General features: G+C 34.2%; 17 protein-coding genes. 16 read left to right on the forward strand and 1 reads right to left on the reverse strand.

The window, feature by feature from the left end; translation table 11 throughout:
• From Q4517_RS06385 to Q4517_RS06395, 3 genes are all read left to right on the forward strand, one after another.
• Positions 1 to 1,314, forward strand: a 1,314-nt coding sequence (locus Q4517_RS06385) for a gliding motility-associated C-terminal domain-containing protein (protein ID WP_303507549.1), incomplete at its 5' end; no start/stop codon positions are given.
• A gap of 15 nt (positions 1,315 to 1,329) precedes the next feature.
• Positions 1,330 to 2,265 carry a type IX secretion system membrane protein PorP/SprF gene (locus Q4517_RS06390; protein ID WP_303507551.1) on the forward strand — a complete coding sequence of 312 codons (936 nt, stop codon included), beginning with the start codon at positions 1,330 to 1,332 and terminating at the stop codon, positions 2,263 to 2,265.
• A 12-nt stretch (positions 2,266 to 2,277) separates the two neighbouring features.
• Complete coding sequence (locus Q4517_RS06395) at positions 2,278 to 4,230, forward strand: OmpA family protein (protein WP_303507553.1); 1,953 nt, start codon at positions 2,278 to 2,280, stop codon at positions 4,228 to 4,230.
• Positions 4,231 to 4,320: 90 nt separating this feature from the next.
• Here the strand turns inward: Q4517_RS06395 and cls are convergent, their stop codons facing one another.
• A complete protein-coding gene (cls, locus tag Q4517_RS06400) occupies positions 4,321 to 5,763 on the reverse strand; it encodes a cardiolipin synthase (RefSeq protein ID WP_303507554.1) in 1,443 nt (480 codons plus the stop codon).
• Positions 5,764 to 6,177: 414 nt separating this feature from the next.
• Here cls and Q4517_RS06405 point away from each other — a divergent pair, with 414 nt between their 5' ends.
• The 13 genes from Q4517_RS06405 (at position 6,178) to Q4517_RS06465 (ending at position 18,189) form a co-directional block, all read left to right on the forward strand.
• Positions 6,178 to 7,392 carry a site-specific integrase gene (locus Q4517_RS06405; protein ID WP_286107213.1) on the forward strand — a complete coding sequence of 405 codons (1,215 nt, stop codon included), beginning with the start codon at positions 6,178 to 6,180 and terminating at the stop codon, positions 7,390 to 7,392.
• 110 nt (positions 7,393 to 7,502) lie between these two features.
• The gene (locus tag Q4517_RS06410; protein ID WP_303507559.1) at positions 7,503 to 7,916 is read left to right on the forward strand and encodes an HYC_CC_PP family protein; all 414 of its coding nucleotides are present in this window, start codon (positions 7,503 to 7,505) and stop codon (positions 7,914 to 7,916) included.
• Positions 7,917 to 8,023: 107 nt separating this feature from the next.
• The gene (locus Q4517_RS06415; protein WP_286107215.1) at positions 8,024 to 11,731 is read left to right on the forward strand and encodes an efflux RND transporter permease subunit; all 3,708 of its coding nucleotides are present in this window, start codon (positions 8,024 to 8,026) and stop codon (positions 11,729 to 11,731) included.
• Positions 11,728 to 12,945, forward strand: a complete 1,218-nt coding sequence (locus Q4517_RS06420) for a TolC family protein (RefSeq protein ID WP_303507561.1) — start codon at positions 11,728 to 11,730, stop codon at positions 12,943 to 12,945. Before Q4517_RS06415 ends, Q4517_RS06420 begins: the two co-directional genes overlap by 4 nt.
• Before the next feature lie 28 nt (positions 12,946 to 12,973).
• Entirely contained in the window at positions 12,974 to 13,588 is a 615-nt protein-coding gene (locus Q4517_RS06425) for a DUF3347 domain-containing protein (RefSeq protein WP_303507563.1), read from the forward strand.
• Positions 13,589 to 14,044, forward strand: coding sequence for a heme-binding domain-containing protein (locus Q4517_RS06430; protein ID WP_303507565.1), 456 nt, complete (start codon positions 13,589 to 13,591; stop codon positions 14,042 to 14,044). It abuts the gene before it with no gap.
• A 74-nt stretch (positions 14,045 to 14,118) separates the two neighbouring features.
• On the forward strand, positions 14,119 to 14,676 hold the full coding sequence (locus Q4517_RS06435) for an AraC family transcriptional regulator (protein ID WP_303507567.1): 558 nt from the start codon (positions 14,119 to 14,121) through the stop codon (positions 14,674 to 14,676).
• A gap of 77 nt (positions 14,677 to 14,753) precedes the next feature.
• Positions 14,754 to 15,488, forward strand: a complete 735-nt coding sequence (locus Q4517_RS06440) for a heavy-metal-associated domain-containing protein (RefSeq protein WP_303507569.1) — start codon at positions 14,754 to 14,756, stop codon at positions 15,486 to 15,488.
• 3 nt (positions 15,489 to 15,491) lie between these two features.
• Complete coding sequence (locus tag Q4517_RS06445) at positions 15,492 to 15,686, forward strand: hypothetical protein (RefSeq protein WP_123897393.1); 195 nt, start codon at positions 15,492 to 15,494, stop codon at positions 15,684 to 15,686.
• The gene (locus tag Q4517_RS06450) at positions 15,683 to 15,955 is read left to right on the forward strand and encodes a DUF5676 family membrane protein (protein WP_246901734.1); all 273 of its coding nucleotides are present in this window, start codon (positions 15,683 to 15,685) and stop codon (positions 15,953 to 15,955) included. Before Q4517_RS06445 ends, Q4517_RS06450 begins: the two co-directional genes overlap by 4 nt.
• Position 15,956: 1 nt before the next feature.
• Positions 15,957 to 16,790: a universal stress protein gene (locus Q4517_RS06455; RefSeq protein ID WP_246901735.1), complete on the forward strand. Its 834-nt coding sequence runs from the start codon at positions 15,957 to 15,959 to the stop codon at positions 16,788 to 16,790.
• Position 16,791: 1 nt separating this feature from the next.
• Positions 16,792 to 17,631, forward strand: a complete 840-nt coding sequence (locus tag Q4517_RS06460) for an ATP cone domain-containing protein (protein ID WP_303507578.1) — start codon at positions 16,792 to 16,794, stop codon at positions 17,629 to 17,631.
• Between the two features lie 6 nt (positions 17,632 to 17,637).
• Positions 17,638 to 18,189, forward strand: a complete 552-nt coding sequence (locus Q4517_RS06465) for an ATP-binding protein (RefSeq protein WP_303507580.1) — start codon at positions 17,638 to 17,640, stop codon at positions 18,187 to 18,189.
• Position 18,190 lies beyond the last annotated feature (1 nt).

Consider the following 18,190-nt stretch of genomic DNA (forward strand, 5'->3'; position numbering starts at 1 on the left):
GATAACGACAGTCAACTTGATGTTAATGAAACTTGGAGCTATACTGCTAACTACACAATTACTCAAACCAATATTGATACTGGTTCAGTAACCAATCAAGCAACTGTTACAGGTACAAGCACCAATGGAAATGACGTAAGTGATCTATCAGATAACGATAGTATTCTTGAAGATGACCAAACGCAAACTAATCTTTGTCAATCCGATGGTATTGCACTTATTAAAACAGCTACTTTCAATGACGAAAACACAGATGGATGTAGCAATGCTGGAGAAACCATAACATATAACTTTACGCTTACAAACACAGGAAATACTAGTATTGCTAATGTTGTTCTTACCGACCCAATGTTGGGTGGTACAATTGCGCTAGCTTCAGGTGATACCGACAACAACAATCAACTAGATGTTAATGAAACTTGGAGTTATATCGCCGATTACACGATTACTCAGGCCAATATTGATACTGGTTCAGTAACCAATCAAGCAACTGTTACGGGTACAAGTATCAATGGTAATGATGTAAGCGATCTATCAGACAACGATAGTGTACTTGAAGATGACCAAACGCAAACTACTTTGTGTCAACCTAATAACAGTATTTCTCTTGAAAAAACAAGCACTTTTAATGATACTAATGGAAATGGATATGCTAATATTGGAGAAACCATAACATATAGTTTTATCATATACAATACTGGAGATTCAGTTTTATATGATATTACTTTGCAGGATAACTTACCTGGAATTACAATTAACGGTAGCACCATTCCTCAACTTTTACCGGGGGAAATAGATAACACAACCTTTACTGCTACTTACAGTATAACTGAGCAAGACTTAATTAACGAATTCGTCACTAATCAAGCCATAATCACCGCTGAAGACTCCTCTGGAAACTCAATAACTGACACTTCTGACGACCCTAATAACTTAGATGATATTGATGTTGACAATGACGGTGACCCAGATGACCCAACAATAACAGTTTTACCCATAGAGGAAGTTCCTTTTGAAGTTTTTAATGCTGTTTCCCCTGATGGAGATGGGGCTAATGATTTCTTCCGCATTAACGGTATAGAAAATTACCCTAACAACAACCTTAAGGTTTTTAATAGATGGGGCGTTTTAGTTTACCAAACTGATGCCTATGGAACTAATGGAAACTTATTTAAGGGAATTTCTGAAGGACGAGCAACAGTTAGTAAAGATCAAAAGTTACCTACAGGTACTTATTTCTATATACTAACACGGTGGAACGCTAACCAAGAAGCTATGACTAACAAAGGGTATTTATACCTAAAAAGAAATTAAAAAACACAAAACCTAATGAAACATTATTATTTATTACTACTACTATTTATTAGTTCAAATGTGTGTTTTTCTCAACAAGACCCACAGTATACACAGTACATGTATAATACTCAAGTTGTAAACCCAGGTTATATTGGTTCTAAAACTACTCTTGGTTTAGGATTGTTATATAGAACGCAATGGGCAGGATTTGAAGGAGCTCCAAACACTGGTACTTTCACCTTTAATACCCCTTTAGGCACACTCAAACGAAATGCAATAGGACTCTCTATTATTAATGATAAAATAGGTCCTTCAAACGAAACAGGCATTACGATAGATTATGCATACTCTTTATTGTTATCAGGAAATTCAAGAATATCCTTTGGAATTAAAGGTGGTCTAAGCATACTTGATGTAGATTATTCTAAACTAAACATATATGATAATAATGATTGGCAGTTTGCAGAAAACATTGATAAAAAAGTACAACCTCAAATAGGTGTAGGTATTTACTATAACAACGACAGACTCTACCTTGGATTATCAGTACCTAATTTTTTCAATTCAAAACACTATAATTCAGATAGCACCAATAACAGTGACGAAAACGCTATAGCTATAGAACGTTTACATTACTTCTTAATAGCTGGTTATGTTTTTGATATTAGTGAAAACCTTAAGTTTAAACCTACAACAATGTTTAAATGGGTTAACGGATCTCCTTTACAGGCTGATTTATCTGCAAACTTCCTGTTCAATAATAAATTCACCCTCGGAGCCTCATATCGATGGGATGCTGCAATTAGCGCCATGGCAGGATTTCAAATAACTAATCAGTTATTCTTAGGAATGGGATATGATTTCCAAACTACAGACATCGAAGACCATAGTAATGGTACTTACGAGTTCTTTTTAAGGTTTGACATCTTTAATAACCCCGAACGCATACTAACACCTAGATTCTTTTAAACTCTTAATATCATGAAAAAGCATTATTTAATATTTTATTTTTTTGTTGCCTTAACAAGTACTTCTGCTTTCACTCAAATTGCACTAGTTGAAAAGGCAAATACCAAGTACAATACGTATGATTTTATAGATGCACAAAAAATCTATTTAAAAGTCGTTGAAGAAGACTATGGATCAGCTGAAATTTATAGAAAACTGGGAAATACATACTATTTTAACAGCAATTATTCAAGTGCTGCAAAATGGTATTATAATTTAATAGATCGGTTCCCAAATGAAGCCCTTACAGTTGATTATTTTAGAGCAGCTCAATGTTTAAAAAGCATTAATCAACCTGAAGAAGCTGAAAAACTCATGGAAGTTTACAGATTTAAAGGAGGAAAAGTTACCTCCTTAAAATCCTATAAAAATGTTGCTGACACTTTATTCAAAAAAGGTGTGCAGGATAAACTTTTTGAAATAGAAAAAGTTCCTGTAAATACAGAGTATTCAGATTTTGGCCCAGCCTTTTATGGTAACAATATTGTTTTTGCCTCAAGTAGAAAAAACCCAAATTTATCAAAAGAACAATCTACTAAACTTGCTGGGTGGGACAATCAACCTTTCCTAAACTTATATCAAGTTCCTTTAGATAAAGACATGAATTTTGGGCAAGTAAAAGCTTTTGACAGAAGTATTAATTCACCTTACCATGAATCTACCGCTATTTTTACAAAAGATGGAAACACCATGTATTTCACCAGAAACAATTATTTAAATGGTAAAAAGAAAAGAGACAAAGATCATGTTGTTAGACTCAAAATATATAAAGCCACCAGAAATGGAAATACTTGGGGAAATATACAGGAACTCCCTTTTAACAACGACAATTACTCCGTTGGGCATCCAACCCTTAACCCCGAAGAAGACAGACTCTACTTTTCCTCAGACATGCCTGGTAGCTTAGGAATGTCCGATATTTGGTATGTTAAAATTTTAGGAGAAGGCATTTATACAAATCCTATAAACCTTGGCAACAAGATTAACACTGTTGAAAGAGAAACTTTTCCGTTTGTAAGTGACGATAACGATTTGTATTTTTCTAGTGATGGGCATTCATCAGGCATGGGAGGCTTAGATATTTTTGTAACAAAACTAATAAAAGATTCTCATGGAGAAATTTCTACTTTTGGAGACCCTATAAACAGTCCTAAAGACGATTTTGGGTTCATTATAAAAGAGGATAGAATAGGATATTTCACATCCAATCGTGATGGTAAAGAAGGTAGTAAAAGTGATGATATTTATCAAATTTGGGAACGCTGTGAAATCACCATTCAAGGACCTGTAATTGATAAAAAAACAGGTGAATTAATTCCAAATGCCGAAGTTACTTTAATAGATAGTAACAACAAAGAAGTAAAAACAATGACTGTAGGTAACGATGCTACTTTTTCTTTCTTATTGGACTGCCAAGAACAATATACCTTAAGAGCAAAGAAAAAGGAGTATTTTCCGAAAGAAAAAGTTATAGAAACCCCTAGCAACCCAAAAACCATTAAAATGCCTATTAAGCTAAACATGCCTTTAGCTTTAGAACTTTCTGACCCTTGCCCTCCAAATGATTTAGGGTGTAGATTAACGTTACAACCTATTTATTTTGATTACGACAAATCTAATATTCGTCCAGATGCAGAAATTGAATTGGCTAAAATTTTAGCCGCTTTAAATGAGTACCCTACTTTGAAAATTAGTATTGAATCACATACAGATTCAAGAGGTAACGATTCTTATAATTTAAAGCTATCTGAAGACAGAGCACAAGCTACATTAAATTGGCTACTGAAAAAAGGAATAGATATAACAAGATTAACCGCTCAAGGATACGGAGAATCAAAGCTCATTAACAAATGTACTAACAAGACAGCGTGTGCTGAAGATGAACATCAACTCAATCGTAGATCTATGTTTATAATTAAAGATTAACTTAAGAAAGCTCTTTTTTTGTAGTATATATAACGGTAAAATCTCTTAAGAACAAGAAAGTTTTACCGTTACTTTTTTTATTTAACTTAGCTATAAAATAGGAGCTAATAAACGAGCTACTCTTTCTGTAAAACGTATTAAAACAGGTCTACTATTCCATTGTTTCATCTCTATTTTCTCACTGTACTTTAAATCTTCTAAGAAAGCATTTTTCAGCTGACTAGCAAAATCTTTATCATATATCAACGCATTAATTTCAAAATTTAGATCAAAGCTACGTTCATCTAAATTTGCTGTTCCCACAGAACAAACTAATTCGTCAAACACCATTGTTTTTGCATGTACAAATCCCTTTTTATATCTGTACACCTCTACTCCTATCTCTAAAACTTCTTTATAAAAAGAGTTTGACACTCCATTAACTAATTTCGAATCTGAAATACTAGGCACCAGTAGTTTTATAGTAACTCCACTCAAACTGGCTATTTTAAGAGCATCTAAAAAAGAAGCTCTGGGGACAAAGTATGGTGTAGTAATTAATATTTCTTTTTTTGACAACAGTATTGCTTGAATAAGCGCATACATAATATCTGGATGATCAGAATCAGGTCCGCTTGAAATCACCTGAACTAATTGCTTATGCTCACTAGTCGTTGCTTGGTTGCCTACAGGAAAAAGATCTTCTTCTACAATAACATTTTGATCTGCACAAAAATTCCAATCTGCTAAAAAAACACGCTGTAAATTCAAAACAGCAAGCCCTTCTATTTTAATATGTGTATCTCTCCAATAACAATTAAACTTGTTTGGGTTAATATATCTCTCTGAAACATTAACTCCTCCCACAAAGCCAATTTCCCCATCAATTACAATAATCTTTCTATGATTTCGATAATTAATTCTATTGGCTAATAACAACCACTTAATTTTATAAAAAGGATATGCTTCGACTCCACTATCAATTAAAGATTTCACAAACGATTTACGGATATCTTTACTTCCAAAATCATCGTAAATAAAACGCACTTTAACTCCTTGTTTAGCCTTTTCTTTTAAAACCTCTCCTATTTCATTTCCTATAGTATCATTTTGATAAATATAATACTCAATATGAATATGGTTTTTAGCTGCTTTTAAAGCCTCAATAACTTCTGGAAATTTACGTTCTCCATTCAAGAGTAAACTAACCTTATTGCTATTTGTTAATACATTTTCTTTATGTATAAACTTAGTTAAGTTGTAAAAGTGACCTAAATTATTTTTAGAAGTTGACAGTGTTTTTTCGGTGTAGTTTTTTAGCTGTTCTTTAAGTTCAAAAAAAATGTTTTTATCTACTTCAAGCTTTTTATTGTATAACTTATAGGTTCTATGATTTATCCCAACCATTAAGTAAATAATAACCCCTCCCACAGGAAACAGAATAAGTAAAAACAAATAAGCTATTGCCTTAGATGGTGTTGATGTATTAATTATAATAACCGCAACCGTAGCAACAATGGCTATGTATAGAATTATAAGTAGTGTTGTTATCAAAATAAAAATATTTTTTTCTGCTAAAGATATTTAAAATATTAGCACCTTATACTAAATCAGTAAAAACTAGATAATACTCTTAAAAACCTCAACCATAAAAAACAAAAAACCTTAACTCTATACGAATTAAGGTTTTTGTTTTTAAATAAGTACGGGCGGAGAGACTCGAACTCTCACACCTCACGGCACTAGATCCTAAGTCTGGTATATATTGCACCAATAAGACATAAATCATCTCATTTTCAATGATTTATCCTTTTCGTCATTTTATTTAAAGTCATTTAATATCAGTTAATTTCAACATTTGTTGTACCTATGTTGTACCCAAGTTTCCTAATAAATATGTATCTTTAGGAAGGTTTTAAAACCAAATGTTGTACCTGATTTGACTTTCGTACTCAAAACAGGTTTACAATGTCAACAAGCGCAAAAATTATACTCCGTAAAAAGGTCAACTCTAAAGGCCAATATCCACTTGCAATTAGAATAACTAAGGACCGTCGTTCTACCTACAAACATATAGGGCATTATATTGAATTAGAGGATTGGGATACAAAAAATCTTAAAATAAAGAAATCACATCCTGATGCAGAAAGTTTAAATAACCTCTTGACATCAAAACTTTCAGAAGCTAGAAAAGGTTTGATTGCCTTGCAGACCAACAATAAAGATGCGACAGCTTTCCAAATAAAAAAGGAAATTTACAAGCCCACATCAAGTCTTACATTTTTTGATTTTGCGGATGAACACCTTGAATCCCTTGAAGCTGAAAATAAAATAAATCGGCATTCGACAGACTCTGCTTGGCTTAGTTATATTGAGAAGTATAGTAAGGCTCGAAATCTTACATTTCAAGAAATAGATGAGCGTTTTCTCAAAAAGTTCAAAATATATTTAAAAGGCTCTTGCACTCTTTCTGAAACTACCGCTATGAATGTTATGGTCCTGATAAGACTTCTTTTTAACCGGGCAATAAAAGATAAGGTGGTCAGTAAGGAAATATATCCTTTCGGAACAAGTAAGTTTAAAATTAAATTCCCAGAAACTACTAAAACAGGCCTATCTGGTAAAGAAATTAAATCTCTTGAAAATTGCCCAGAGCTTTCAGATATGGAAAGACATTCACTAAATGTTTGGTTATTCAGCTTTTATTTTGCCGGAATGCGTGTTTCGGACGTTTTATTTACACGATGGTCACAAATTTATGACGGTAGATTACATTATAGAATGGGCAAGAATTCAAAATTATTGTCGCTAAAAATACCCAATAAGGTCGAAAAAATCTTGTTGGAATATATTTCAGACAAAGAAAATGATAACGATTTTATATTCCCAGAAATGAAAAAAGCAGATTTGACCGATGCAAAAGATATATATAGGAAGAAAAAGGTCGCTAATAAAAAGTTTAATGACCATTTGAAAAAAATTGCAAAAAGAACTGGCATTCAAAAAAAGGTAACTATGCATATTGCTCGTCATTCTTTTGGGAATATTGCCGCGGACAATATTCATCCATTAATGCTTCAAAAGTTATATCGTCATACAGACCTTAAAACGACAATTAACTATCAAGCTAACTTCATCCATAAAGATGCTGATGATGCCTTGGATAGCGTAGTTAATTTTTAATTTCCTCACTTTTTATAATTACGATTTTAGAACTGAAAACCTTAAATAAAACTATTTTTAGGAAAAATTTTAACAAAAAATATTTTGTTTTTTATACCTTTGCATCAAGAATGAAGCAAATTTTTCACAAAATATCATCCTTTTTAATGGCAATTGTAGTGCTTTTCTCTACAATGTCATTTACTATTGATATGCATTATTGTGGTGATAATTTAGTTGAAACTGCCATATTCCACAAAGCAAAAGGTTGCGGTATGGAAATGGAAAAACCTTCAACTGATGGTTGTTCCATTAAGGTAAAAGATTGTTGTTCTGACGAACAATTAATCATTGATGGTCAAGATGAATTAAAAATATCTTTTGACAAACTAACATTTGACCAACAAGTATTTGTTGCGTCTTTCGTTTATACTTATATCAACCTTTTTGAAGGGTTGGAAAAAAATGTAACTTCATTTAGGGATTATGTCCCCCCACTCGTCATAAGGCAAATCTACAAGCTTGACGAGACTTATTTAATTTGATTTTTAAGCAATAGACTTTTTTATCCAGTGGATGTTTTCCATTAGGATAATTCTTTGTATTCGGTGTTTTCTTAACACCATTGTCTAATTGTTTAATTATCAAGCCAATGCTAAACAAAAGCATAAAATTTCTAATAGAAAACAAACTTGTTGCAGTATTACTACTCGTTCTATTCATAGGATGGGGAATAGTAAATGCACCTTTTAATTGGGATACTGGTTTTTTACCATCCAATCCTGTAGCTGTAGATGCCATCCCTGATATTGGCGAAAATCAGCAAATCGTTTTTACCAAATGGGATGGTCGTTCTCCGCAGGATATAGAGGACCAAATAACGTACCCATTAACAACATCGCTTCTAGGCATCCCAGGAGTCAAAACCATTCGTAGTTCCTCTATGTTTGGGTTTTCGAGCATCTATATCATCTTTGAAGAGGATATAGAGTTTTATTGGAGTCGTAGCCGTATTCTCGAAAAACTAAATTCATTACCGAGTGGATTACTTCCAGAAGGAGTAAACCCAGCTTTAGGACCAGATGCGACAGGCTTGGGGCAAATATTTTGGTACACACTTGAAGGTCGCGACGAAAACGGAAAAGTTACCGGCGGATGGGATTTACACGAATTACGAAGTATTCAGGATTACTATGTAAAGTACGCCTTGTCATCTGCAAGTGGTGTTTCGGAAGTAGCTTCCATTGGAGGTTATGTTCAAGAATATCAAGTAGATGTTAATCCAGAACTGATGCGTCAATATAATATTGGCTTGCATCACGTTGTAAAAGCCGTAAAAGAAAGTAATAAAGATATTGGTGCTCAGACCTTAGAAATAAATAAGGCCGAATACTTGGTACGTGGCTTGGGTTATGTCAAGTCTATTGCTGATATAGAAAATGCCGTCGTCACATCAGAAGATTACACAGCAATTAAAATAAAAGATATTGGTAAAGTGTCTTTAGGTCCAGCAACTCGCAGAGGAATATTAGACAAAGAAGGTGCGGAAGTTGTAGGAGCAGTTGTAGTAGCTCGATATGGTGCAAATCCGATGGAAGTCATTAATAATGTTAAAGAAAAAATAAATGAATTAAGTCCTGGATTACCATCGAAAGTATTGAGCGATGGAAGAACCTCGCAAGTAACCATTGTACCTTTTTATGATAGAACAGAACTTATACAAGAAACACTTGGAACACTTAACGAAGCTCTGACTTTAGAAATACTAATTACCATTTTGGTAATCATCATTATGGTATTTAATCTTCGCGCTTCGGTTCTGATATCCGGGCTTCTACCTGTAGCAGTTTTAATGGTATTTATTGCGATGAAACTCTTTGGAGTTGATGCGAACATTGTTGCATTATCAGGTATTGCTATAGCAATTGGTACAATGGTAGATGTTGGTGTTATACTCTCCGAAAATATTATAAGGCACTTAGATGAAAATAATGAAAAAGCACCAATAAACACAGTAGTTTATAATGCTACTGCCGAAGTGTCTGGAGCAATTGTAACAGCAGTAATGACCACTATTATTAGTTTTATTCCTGTATTTACAATGATTGGTGCGGAAGGAAAATTATTTAGACCGTTGGCATTTACAAAAACATTTGCTTTAACGGCATCCATCATTGTGGCGTTGTTTCTAATTCCACCATTTGCGGCGTTCTTATTTAGAAAAAAGAGTATAAAAAAGACATCTGGTTATTTAATCAACGGTCTTTTGGTCGCTCTCGGTATTGTTGCAATAATCTTTGGTTATTGGCTAGGACTAATTCTAATTGCATTTGGAGTTACTGCCCTACTAAAAATGCAGGATAAAATAACAGAAAAACGAGCCAATCTTTTAAATATTGGAGTTTCTGCATTAGCAATAGTTTTTCTTTTAGCAGAATATTGGCGACCACTAGGTGTAGATAGAAGCATTTTTTGGAATCTCATTTTTGTTGGACTTATTTGTTTTGGGTTATTAGGAGCATTCACTGTATTTAGAAACTATTACACACGAATCTTAAGATGGGCTTTAGCTAATAAATTACTATTCCTATCTATTCCAACCCTTATCGTCGTAGCTGGTTTTTCCATTATGAAAAATACAGGGAAAGAATTTATGCCATCACTAAATGAGGGTTCATTCCTACTGATGCCAACTTCTATGCCCCACGCAGGGGTTGAAGAAAACAAACGAATTTTACAACAGTTGGATATGGCTGTAGCCAGTATTCCAGAAATCAAAACCGTTGTTGGTAAGTCAGGTAGAACAGAATCAGCTTTAGACCCTGCTCCTTTATCAATGTATGAAAATGTTATTCAGTACAAACCAGAATATGCATTGAATGAAGAAGGAAATCGTCAACGCTATAAAGTAAATGATGATGGATTATTTGAATTGAAGGACGGACGATTTATTGCAAATCCTAATAATTCTGAAAACGTTGCTTTCAGTACATTCGACAGCTCACAATTAATCGAAGATAGCAATGGCGAATTTTACCGAAACTGGCGACCAGAAATAAATTCTCCTGACGATATATGGAAAGAAATAGTAAAAGTAACCAAGCTACCAGGTGTAACTTCAGCACCTAAATTGCAACCGATTGAAACCCGATTGGTAATGCTTCAAACAGGAATGCGTGCTCCAATGGGAATTAAAGTAAAAGGACAAGATTTAAAACAAATTGAAGCTTTTGGAATTCAATTAGAAGATATTTTAAAGCAAGCTGAAGGCGTTAAAGTCGAAGCTGTTTTTGCAGACAGAATAGTTGGAAAACCTTATTTATTAATTGATATACATAGGGAAAAACTGGCTCGTTATGGTATATCTATAGATGATGTTCAAAACGTGCTGAAAGTTGCTGTAGGTGGAATGGTGTTAACGCAAACGGTTGAAGGTCGTGAACGATATGGAGTTCGTGTACGCTACCCAAGAGAATTGCGAGCCAACCCGAACGATTTAAAACAAATTTACGTACCTGTCGAAAAAGGAAGTCCCGTTCCATTGAGCGAATTGGCATCCATTCGATACGAACAAGGTCCGCAAGTCATAAAAAGTGAAGACACCTTTTTAGTGGGCTACGTACTGTTCGACAAATTAGATGGTTTTGCAGAAGTTAATGTGGTTGAAAATGCCCAAGCTCTAATTCAAGAAAAGATAGATTCTGGGGAATTAATTGTACCAAAAGGTATCAATTACCAATTCACGGGTACATATGAAAATCAATTACGGGCAGAGGCAACATTATCCGTGGTAGTGCCTTTAGCCTTACTCATTATCTTCTTGATTTTATATTTCCAGTTCCGTTCGGTAGCCACTTCATTAATGGTTTTTACAGGAATTGCCGTAGCGTTTGCAGGAGGTTTTGTAATGATTTGGTTGTATGGACAAGACTGGTTTTTAAACTTCAATTTTTTCGGAGAGAATTTACGAGACCTATTTCAAATGCACACGATTAATTTAAGTGTTGCTGTTTGGGTTGGTTTCATCGCCTTATTTGGTATAGCAACAGATGATGGTGTGGTTATGGCAACCTATTTAACCCAAACCTTTGATAGAAATACACCTGAAACAAAACAGGAAATAAGAGCATCTGTTGTTGAAGCTGGAGAAAAACGTATTCGTCCTTGCCTGATGACCACAGCCACCACCATATTGGCATTATTGCCAGTTTTAACATCAACTGGTCGAGGAAGTGATATTATGATTCCTATGGCAATACCAAGTTTTGGAGGTATGGTCATCGCTCTAATCACATTATTTGTTGTTCCTGTTCTATATAGTTGGAAACAAGAAGTACAACTTAAAAAAGTAGCGAAATGAAGAAAATAATTTTAATAGCGATTGGGCTTTTAACATTTGGTTTTTCAAATGCCCAACAATTGGAAACTCTCATTGAGGAGGCAATGAAAAACAGTCCAGAAATTCAAAAATTTGAATTACAGTACAGTATTGTTTCTGAAAAAGTGAATGAAGTCAACACGATTCCAAATACTGAATTTGGAGTTGGATATTTTGTTAGTGAACCAGAGACAAGAACAGGGGCTCAACGCTTTAAAGTATCAGCAAAACAAATGATACCCTGGTTTGGTTCGATAACTGCTAGGGAAAACTATGTGAGCTCATTGGCCGATGCCAAATATGAGGACATTGTTATTGCCAAAAGAAAATTAATCGCTGCCGTATCGCAATCCTACTACAATTTGTATGCGAACAAAGCAAAGCAAAAGGTATTAGTGCAAAATATTGAATTGCTCGAAACCTATGAGACTTTGGCATTGACTTCTGTAGAAGTTGGCAAAGCTTCAGCTGTAGACGTATTGCGATTACAAATGCGTCAAAATGAGTTGGAACAATTAAAGGAAGTATTAGCTCAACAATATTTGGCAGAGCAAACGGCTCTCAATAAACTTTTGAACCGTGATAAGGATATTGCTGTGAATGTAGTTCAAGAATTAACCATTCCTTCTGAAACCACTTTGGTAAATACAGAAAACTTATCCCTGCATCCAGAATTGATAAAATATGACAAGCTCTACCAATCTGTTGAGCAGTCAGAATTATTGAATCAAAAAGAAAGCCTTCCTATGATTGGTTTTGGTTTGGATTATGTCAACGTTGACAAGCGACCTAATATGAATTTTAGTGATAACGGAAAAGACATTGTAATGCCAATGGTATCAGTATCAATTCCAATTTTCAACAAAAAATACAAATCTCAAACAAAGCAGAATGAGTTTAAACAGCAAGAAATAACTGCACAGAAACAAGAACGATTGAACAAATTGGAAACTGTATTAGATAAAGCCGTAAACGATAGAATCTCAGCAAGAATAAGCAATGAGACTCAACTGAAAAATTTGGAGCAAGCCAATGATGCTGAAGAAATTTTAATCAAAAGCTATGAAACTGGAACAATTGATTTTAACGATGTTTTGGACATTCAGGAACTACAATTAAAGTTCCAAATGAACCAAATAGAATCGGTGAAAACCTTCTATGTTCAAACAACAATAATCAATTATTTAAGTAACTAAAAACAAGTATAATTTAAAATTAATAACAATGAAAAAAGTAAGATTAACAACAATTATGGTAATGGCATTTATAAGCTTATCAGCAATGTCTTGTAAAGATGCCAAAACAGAAAACAGTACCAACTCTGAAATGATTACTGAGGAAGACCATTCAAAAATGAACCACGATAATTCCGATGGTCACCACGATGTGGATAAAAAGGAAATGGCAATGAACGGAGATGGAAATTCCCAAACAATATTAAATGACTATTTCAACTTAAAGGATGCCTTAGTGGCAGATGATAATGCCAAAGCTAAAGAATTGGGTGCAACCCTCGCAACATCATTAGGAAAGCTTGACATTTCAAAATATACGGATGCCCAGCAATCAGAATTAAGGGACATTATGGAAGATGCTATCGAGCACGCAGAACATATCAGTGAAAGTGATATTAAACACCAACGCGAGCATTTTAAAGTTTTGAGCAAGGATGTTACTGATATGGTAGCTATTACGGGAACAAAAGTGAAACTATACGAGCAATTTTGCCCAATGTATGATGGCGGTACAGCTTGGTTGAGTACAAAAGAAGAAGTACGAAATCCATATTATGGAAGTCAGATGTTGAAATGTGGTAAAGTACAGCGAGAAATTAACTAAATGAAAATTGTAAAAATCATAGCACTGATTTTATTGGTTGGATTTGTGGGCATACAATTTGTGCCCACAGACCTCAATCAAAGTGATACTGTGCCTAAAACTGACTTCTTGTTGGTAAACAACACCCAAGAAAACATAAGCACATTATTACAAGAGTCCTGCTATGATTGTCATAGTAATAACACAGAATACCCTTGGTACAATATGGTACAACCTGTTGCTTGGTTTTTAAAAGACCACATTAATGAAGGAAAGGAAGAATTGAATTTCAATGAATGGGATGCGTATTCCAACCGAAGAAAAAACAGCAAACTAAAGTCAATAATTAGTCAGGTTAAAGATGATGAGATGCCACTAGCATCTTACACCTTGATTCACAAGGATGCTAAGTTGTCCAATTCTGAAAAGACCTTGATTATTGATTATATGAAGAACCTAAAAGAAAAATTAAAATAAAGCCCTGATATGGGAAGGAAATACTGATTGGTTGGTTAATAGCCCTTCCCATTTCAGGCACTATAAAAAGTATTATGAAACAAACCCTTAACATAAAGAATATGGTATGTGACAGATGCAAATCAACTGTATTACGGGAGTTGGAAGAATTGGGTTGTGACATAAAAACGGTTGAGCTTGGACAAATTGTTCTAAACAAAAAGACAGGCATCCAAACATTAGAATTAGAAAAAGTGCTGAGAAAACACGGTTTTGAAATCATAAAGGATGAAACAGAAATTTTGATAGAGGAAATAAAGATTGCACTCATAAAAAAAATCGAAAATCAGGACAATGCAAACCTTTCATCTTTTTTGACCAAAAGGTTTAATAAATCTTATTCGGCTTTAAGCAAATTGTTCAGCAAAACTGAAGGTGTAACGATTGAAAAATATGAAATCAATTTAAAGATTGAAAAGGTAAAAGAAATGATACAGTTGAGGCAATTAAATTTTTCTGAAATAGCCTACAGCTTGAATTACAATAATAGTAGTCATTTGGCAAGACAGTTTAAAAATGTAACAGGAATGTCAATGACGACATTTAAAAATCTACAAAAATGGAACAGAAAATCCATAGACCAAATTGTGTAAGGATTATCCAGAATTGTACAAATGAAGGTGGGTTGAAGAAATTAATTTTGTGTAATAATCATTAAAAAAAATGAACAATGACACATACATATAACATAACAGGAATGACCTGCGGAGGCTGTAAAGCATCCGTAGAAAAATATTTGGGTAATGTGGACAACGTTACCAACGTTTCTGTTAACCTTGAAAAAGCCGAAGCTGAAGTTACAATGGGTAGCCACGTTACTACGGAAGCCCTTAAAAAAGCGTTACCTGAAAAATATACTCTTTCGGAAAAGGATAACAAAAACGTTTTTCAGATGACATCCCAATCCTTGGATGCCACTGAGCAAAAATCAAAACTGCAACAATTACAGCCCTTGTTGCTCATCCTTTTTTACATTGCAACTGCGAGTATTTTGTTGCATTATAAGAATTGGGATGGTAATGCCGTAATGCTGGATTTTATGGGTTTGTTTTTCATAGTGTTCAGTTTCTTCAAGATGCTCGATTTAAAGAATTTCCCAGAATCCTTCAGAATGTATGACCCATTGGCAAAACGGGTTTCAATATATGGCTGGATATATCCATTCATCGAAACTGTTCTCGGGCTGATGTTCTTAATGCGTTTTGAAATTGAAATTGCTCTTATAGCCACACTTATAATATTAAGTATTACAACGATTGGTGTTACTAAAACGCTTCTGGATAAAAAATCAATTCGTTGTGCTTGTCTCGGAACGGCGCTAAAATTGCCAATGACTGAAGCCACATTTATAGAAAATGCCATTATGATTGTGATGGCGATTGTAATGTTAACCCAAATTATATAAAAGATGAAATCACATACACTTTGGATGATATTAGGTTGTGTACTTCCGTTGCTACTCATTTTTATTGCACCAAGTATAGGAATGGGCGAAAACGTATCCTTGTTCATTTTTATAATTCTAATGTTCGGATGTCATCTGTTAATGCCGCATCACAAGCATAATCACGATAAAGAAAACAACAATAAACCACAATTATGAAAACAATCAACATCAAAAAATTAGGATTGGCCACAGGCCTAACTGGAGCATTGCTCTATTTGGGTTGTATGGTGGTAATGTTTACGGTTGGCCGTGAAGGGTCTGTAAAATTCTTCAATAGCCTACTGCACGGACTGGATGTATCGACTGTAATTAGGATGGATATTCCACTTTGGGAAGCTTGTCTAGGAATTGTTCAAACGTTCATTTTGGGTTGGTTAATCGGTGCCTGTATTGCATCGCTTTATAATTGGCAAATAAAGAAATAAGATGAAAAATATATTAGTACCCACGGATTTTTCAGATAACTGCAATAAAGCAGCAGAATTGGCTATAGAAATGGCGGCACTTTTTAATGCAGAAATCCATTTTTTGCATCAAATAAGTACAGTAGTTAACTGGACAAAATTAACCAAGACCCAGGAGCAAAACTACCCTGATACCCTTGCAGCAATTGGCATAGCTAAAAGTAAATTGAGGGCTTTGGACAAAGAAGCTGAAGGTAAAGGTTTAAAGTCAAGGACGTTTTTAGAATTTATTACTGACGAAGATGCAATTGTAGCCCATTCCCACAACTTTAATCACGATTTCATTATTACCGGAAGTAAAGGCATACAAAATGGGTTTTTAAAGAAATTGTTAGGAAGCAATGCCCAAAAAATCATTCGTAAAGCAAGAGTACCAATTTTGGTTGTAAAAGAAGATACAGTAGCCTTTCCTTTTAAGGATATCGTATTTGTGTCTGATTTTAAGGAAGATATATCCAATGCCTTTATTGAGTTAAAAAGCATAGCCAAAAAGTGTAATGCTAAAATCCATTTGTTGAACATTAACACCACATCAGATTTTAATAGTGTTGAAAATGGATTGCAACCCATCAAAGAGTTTTTAACGCACTTCCCAAAATTGGAAAACTATGCAATGCACGTCTATAATGAATCTACCGTATTAGGTGGTATTGAAAAATTTGAAGGTTCAAATAATGTGGATTTAATAGCAATGTATACCCATAGTAGAAAAGGATTTGCAAGTGTCTTTTCAAAGAGTATTGCTGAAAGTGTTACTAATCATTCAAAAAAACCTGTAATGACAGTACATCTTTAAAATGGAAAAAGCAATCAATATCATAAAGTATTCAGGCGAGGTTCAAGCATTCAATATCGAAAAGCTAAAACGCTCTTTAAGGCATTCCAAAGCAAGTGAAAAACTTGTGCAAGAAATCGCCCAAGAAGTTCAGGAGCAATTAACTGAAGGAATGACAACCAAACGGATTTATGAAATAGCTTATAAGATGTTGAAACGCAAATCAAAATCAGGTTCTGCTAGATACAAACTCAAAAAAGCCATTATGGAATTTGGTCCAACTGGCTATCCTTTTGAGAAATATATTGGTAAAATCCTCGAATATGAAGGCTTCAATACAGATGTAGGTGTCGTTATGCAAGGTCATTGTGTAACCCACGAAGTAGATGTAGCTGCTTTGAAAGCTAACGAACATTATTTAGTGGAATGTAAATTCCATAGCGACCAAGGTAGAAATTGCAATGTAAAAATACCTCTTTACATACAGTCCAGGTTTAAGGATTTAGAAACTCAATGGTTAAAGCAAAAAGACCATTCACTAAAATTTCATAAAGGCTGGGTTTATACCAATACAAGGTTCTCAACCGATGCTATACAATTTGGCGAATGTTCAGGGCTTGGATTAGTAAGTTGGGATTATCCCGAAAAAAACAGCCTTAAAAGTAAAATTGATGGTTCAAGATTGTACCCGATTACGGCTTTACCTTCCTTAAGTAAGCAGGAAAAACAAAAGATACTAAACAAAGGCATTGTCCTGTGTAGAGAGGTTTGCGATAATCCAAAACTATTGGATGACTTGGGTATGGCATCATCCAAAAAGAAAACCATTCTTAAAGAAGCTAATGAATTATGTAACCATTAAAACAAAATGAAAAGCAATAAAATCATAAAAACAAATTGGTGTGTTATAACTGGTGGTCCTAGCACTGGTAAGACCACCACTATCAATATGCTTGCCGAACGAGGATATAAAACCACCATTGAACACGCAAGGCATTATATAGATACAATGCGTGTAAAGGGACAGACTGTTGAAGAATTGCGAAGCAATAAACGAGAGTTTCAACTTGGTGTTTTAGATATGCAAATCGAGCAGGAAGCATCGATAAACCCTAAAGATTTAGTTTTTCTGGACAGGGCAATCCCTGATGCATTGGCGTACTATCGGTTTTTAAAATTAGAAGTTGACGAAATTTTAAAAGAAGCAATGCGTAAAGTGAATTACAAAAAGGTTTTCGTTCTAGACAAACTGCCTTTAATCAACGACTATGCTCGATTGGAAAGTGAAAACGACCAAAATCAAATACATAATCTTATAACTGAAGTGTATGAATCATTACCGTTTCCAGTAGTACACGTCCCTGCATTACCACCATTGGAACGAGTGAATTTTATATTGAACAGCATTAAAAACAATTAAA

The sequence above is a fragment of the Tenacibaculum sp. 1_MG-2023 genome (assembly GCF_030547425.1).
Taxonomy (GTDB): Bacteria; Bacteroidota; Bacteroidia; order Flavobacteriales; family Flavobacteriaceae; genus Polaribacter.